The following is a 3,943-nucleotide window of genomic DNA, read 5'->3' on the forward strand; positions in this document are numbered from 1 at the left end:
CCATGGCCGCCCGGCACGTCCTGGTGGAGGTGCCGCTGACCAGCAACGAGCAGATCCTCGGGGTCAGCGGCCCGGAGCACCCGTTCCCGACCTCGCGGGCGCCGCCGTGCACCGGGCTCCTCGTGCGTCAGGAGGCCCGCAGGAGGCCCTCAGGAGGCCGTCAGGAGGTGTAGTGCGCCGCCTCGTCGCCCTCGATCAGGTAGCTGCCCTCACCGCTGACCCCCACCGGGACGTCACCGGCCACCGTCACCCGGTGCAGCCGCCGCGGCAGGTCGTCGTAGTCGTCCGGCGCGTAGTGCTGGGTCGCCCGGTTGTCGAAGAGCACCACGTCCCCCACCGCCCACCGCCAGCGCACCACGTTCTCCGGCCGCGTCACGTACGACTGCAGGGTCCGCAGCAGATCCCGCGAGGCGTCCGTCGGCAGGCCGACGATCCGGTCCGCGAACCCGCCGATGAACAGCCCCCGCTCCCCGGTCTCCGGATGCACCCGCACCACCGGGTGCGCGGTCCGGTACCGCCGGGCGGTGAACACCCGGCGCCGCTCCTGCTCGGCCTCGTCCAGCGGCTTGCCCTCCGCGTAGTCGTACGCGTTGGTGTGCTCGGCCCACAGCCGGTCGGCGAACTCCCGCAGCGCCTGCGGCAGATCCCGGTACGCGGCCTGCGCGTCCGCGATCAGCGTGTTGCCGCCGTACGCGGGCACCACCAGGCTGCGCAGAGTGCTCGCCTTGGGCGGCGTGCGGACGAAGGTGACATCGGTGTGCCAGCGGTTGGCCCGACCCTCCTCGCCGTCCACCGGCAGCACGTGCGGCTGCCCCTCCAACGCCGGCACGGTCGGGTGGGCGGTGGTCAACGGCCCGAACCGGGCCGCGAACCGGGTCTGGCCGTCGTCGTCCAGCCGCTGCTCCCGGAAGAACAGCGCCTTGTGGGCGAGCAGCGCGCCGTTCAGCTCCTCGACGGTCGCCTCGTCCAGCTCCCCGGCGAGGTCGAGCCCGGTGATCTCGGCGCCGATCCGGCCGCCGACCTTGTGGATCCCGAAACTGGTCATGGTGCGGTGTCCTCTCACGGATGGTGGTGGATCAGTCGGTACGGGTACGGGTACGGGTGCCGGTACGGGCCGCCGCACCCGCTCAGCCGCCCAGCGGGGCCCGCCAGGCGGTGAACCTGCGTTCCAGCAGCACCAGCGCCTGGTTGAAGACCACCCCGATGACGGAGATCGTGACGATGCCCGCGTACATCTGCGGGATCGCGAAGTTGTACTGGGAGGCGTTGACCAGATAGCCCAGCCCGGCCTTCGCCCCGACCATCTCGGCCGCCACCAGCACCAGGATCGACACCGCCCCGGCCAGCCGGATGCCCGTGAACACCACCGGCACCGACGCCGGCAGGATCACCTTCTGGAACATCCGGGGCGCCGACAGACCGAGCGACCGGGCCAACCGCAGCAGGGTGGGATCGACGCTGCGCACCGCGCTGATGGTGTTCAGCAGGATCGGCCACACACAGGCGTACAGCACGATCGAGATCTTCGAGGTCTCCCCGATGCCCAGGATCAGCGTGAACACCGGCAGCAGCGCCAACGCGGCCGTGTTGCGGAAGAGTTCGAGCAGCGGACCGAGCAGACCCGCCAGCCGCCGGTACCAGCCGATCAGCAGGCCGAGCGGTACCCCGATCACCACCGCGAGACCGAAGCCGGTGAACGAACGGGTCAGGCTGGCCGTGGTGTTGGCGGCCAGCTGGCCGTTCTCCAGCAACCCGAGCCAGGCGTCCAGCACCTCGCTGAACGGCGGCAGGAAGGTCCGGTCCACCAGGTCGAACCGCGGGGCGAGTTCCCACCCCGCGAGCAGCACGCCGATCGCCAGGGTCTTGGTCAGGGCGCCGAGCAGCAGCCCGGCCACCGTCGAGCGCAGGCGGCGCGCCGGAGCCACCGGGGCCGGCTGGGCCGCGGGCGCGTCCGGCCGGGCGACGGTCAGGGCCGCCTTCTTCGCCACCGTGCCGATACCGGTGCTCATACCGGACTCACCTCCCGCTCCAACTGCTGGGCCCGGGTCACCTCGTCGTGGAGCAGGGCCCAGATCTCGTGCCGGTACCGGGTGAACTCCGGGCTGGAGCGCAGGTCCTGGTCCTGCGCACGGTCGCCGAGGTCGATCGGGACGACCTGCTTGACCCTTCCCGGGCGCGAGGTCATCACCGCCACCCTCCCGCCCAGGTAGACGGCCTCCTCGATGCCGTGCGTGATGAACAGCACCGTCTTGCCGGTGCGCTCCCAGATCCGCAGCAGCTCGGCCTGCAGCGACTCCCTGGTCTGCGCGTCGAGGGCCGCGAACGGCTCGTCCATCAAGAGCACTTCGGGGTCGTAGGCGAGGCTCCGGGCGATCGCCACCCGCTGCTTCATCCCGCCGGACAGCTCGTGCGGATGCCGGTCCTCGAACCCCGCCAGACCCACCAGCGCCAGGTACTCCCGAGCCCGGGCAGCGCGTCTGCGCCGTGGCACACCGATCGCCTCCAGGCCGAACTCGACGTTCCCCTGGGCGGTCCGCCAGGGCAGCAGCGCGTACTGCTGGAACACCGTGGAGCGGTCCGGCCCCGGGCCGGTCACCGGCACTCCGTCGAGCAGGATCTCGCCGGAGCTCGGTGCGGTGAGCCCGCCAAGCAGGTCCAGCAGGGTCGACTTGCCGCAGCCGCTCGGTCCCACCAGAGCGGTGAACTCACCCGCGGCGATGTCCAGATCGACCCGGTCCACCGCGAGGAACTCGGCCCGCCCGCGGGCCCCGGCCCGGCCTCGGACGGGAAAGCTCTTGCTGACCGAACGGAAGGAGATCTGTGCGCTCATCGCTCAACTCCTGCTCGCGGAAGGGGAGACGGCGGGCGCGGACGCACCGCCGAAACCGTTGTAGGCGTTGGAGTACAGGTCACCCGGCCTGACCTGACCGGCCTTGATGTCCCCGTGCGAGACCAGCCAGTCGATCCACAGCTGGAAGTCCTGGTCCGCGACCCGGCCGCCGGGCGCCGCCACACCGAACGACTTCCAGAACTGCAGGGCCCCCGGATCCTCGTTGCGGGCACGGCGCTTGACGATCTCCACACTGCGGGCGATCACCTCGGCCCGCGAGGTGCTCCGGCTCCACTCGATCGCCTTGGCCACCCCCGTGACGAAGGTCCGGGAGGTCTCCGGATTCTGCTTGAGGAAGCGGTCGGTCATCACGAAGGTGCCGGCGTTGAACGCCCCGAGCAGGTCGAAGTCGCTGAACAGCGGCCGGATCCCGCCGGCGGCCAGCGCCTTGTCGCGGAGCACCCCGCCCAGGACGGCCACCTCGATCTGCCGCTGCCGCAACGCCTGCTCCGTGTTGACCGGCGGCAGCACGGTCGGCTCCACCTTCGCCACCTCGGCGGCGGACAGACCGCCGCGCTGGAGGTAGATGTCGAGAAGGGCCTCCGCATGGGCACCGAGGGTGTTCATCGCGACCTTCTTCCCGAGCAGGTCGCGAGGACCCCGGATCGGGCTGTCCGCCAGCACGTAGTAGCCGCTGTACGCATCCCGGTCGACGCCGTAGTAGCTGATCACCGACTTCACCGGTGCCCCGGCGGCGACCAGTTTGATCACCGCGCCGTTGAAGGCACCGCCGACATCGGTCTGACCGGTCGCGGCCGACTGGATGTCCTGCGGCCCGCTGATCGTGTTGCCGACCCACTCCAGCCTCACATCACCCAAGTAGCCCAGATCCTCGGCGAGTTCGGGCAACGTCACCTGGCCCGCCGAACCTTGGTACCTGACTCTCCCGGTCTCTGTGCCCCCTCCCCCCGAGGCGGAGGCACGCCCGCACGCGGCGGAGACCGCCCCCAGGGCGGCGAGTGAGCGTTTTCAGCGTTGAAGCTCCAGGGTGAGGACAGCCTTGGCTGCTGACGTCAGCCAGTTCGGGCTGCAGCGGGCGTGTCGGAAGATCCT

4 protein-coding genes and 1 pseudogene are annotated in these 3,943 nt (G+C 70.9%); all 5 read right to left on the bottom strand.

All coding sequences use genetic code 11. The features are described from left to right. Window positions 1-160 precede the first annotated feature (160 nt). Window positions 161-1,045, bottom strand: a complete 885-nt coding sequence (locus AB0D08_RS40420; protein WP_033826241.1) for a TauD/TfdA family dioxygenase — start codon at window positions 1,043-1,045, stop codon at window positions 161-163. Window positions 1,046-1,127: 82 nt separating this feature from the next. Continuing rightward, complete coding sequence (locus AB0D08_RS40425; RefSeq protein WP_359895362.1) at window positions 1,128-2,009, bottom strand: ABC transporter permease; 882 nt, start codon at window positions 2,007-2,009, stop codon at window positions 1,128-1,130. Further along, window positions 2,006-2,830 (bottom strand): ABC transporter ATP-binding protein, encoded by an 825-nt coding sequence (locus AB0D08_RS40430; RefSeq protein ID WP_033826240.1) that lies wholly within the window; start codon window positions 2,828-2,830, stop codon window positions 2,006-2,008. Before AB0D08_RS40430 ends, AB0D08_RS40425 begins: the two co-directional genes overlap by 4 nt. 3 nt (window positions 2,831-2,833) lie before the next feature. Continuing rightward, window positions 2,834-3,745: an ABC transporter substrate-binding protein gene (locus tag AB0D08_RS40435; protein WP_359895364.1), complete on the bottom strand. Its 912-nt coding sequence runs from the start codon at window positions 3,743-3,745 to the stop codon at window positions 2,834-2,836. 114 nt (window positions 3,746-3,859) lie between these two features. Then, window positions 3,860-3,943: pseudogene (locus AB0D08_RS40440) on the bottom strand (IS5/IS1182 family transposase); the annotation flags it as partial.

Origin of the sequence: Kitasatospora sp. NPDC048540 (assembly GCF_040651175.1) — a bacterium.
In the GTDB taxonomy this organism is placed as follows: Bacteria; Actinomycetota; Actinomycetes; order Streptomycetales; family Streptomycetaceae; genus Kitasatospora.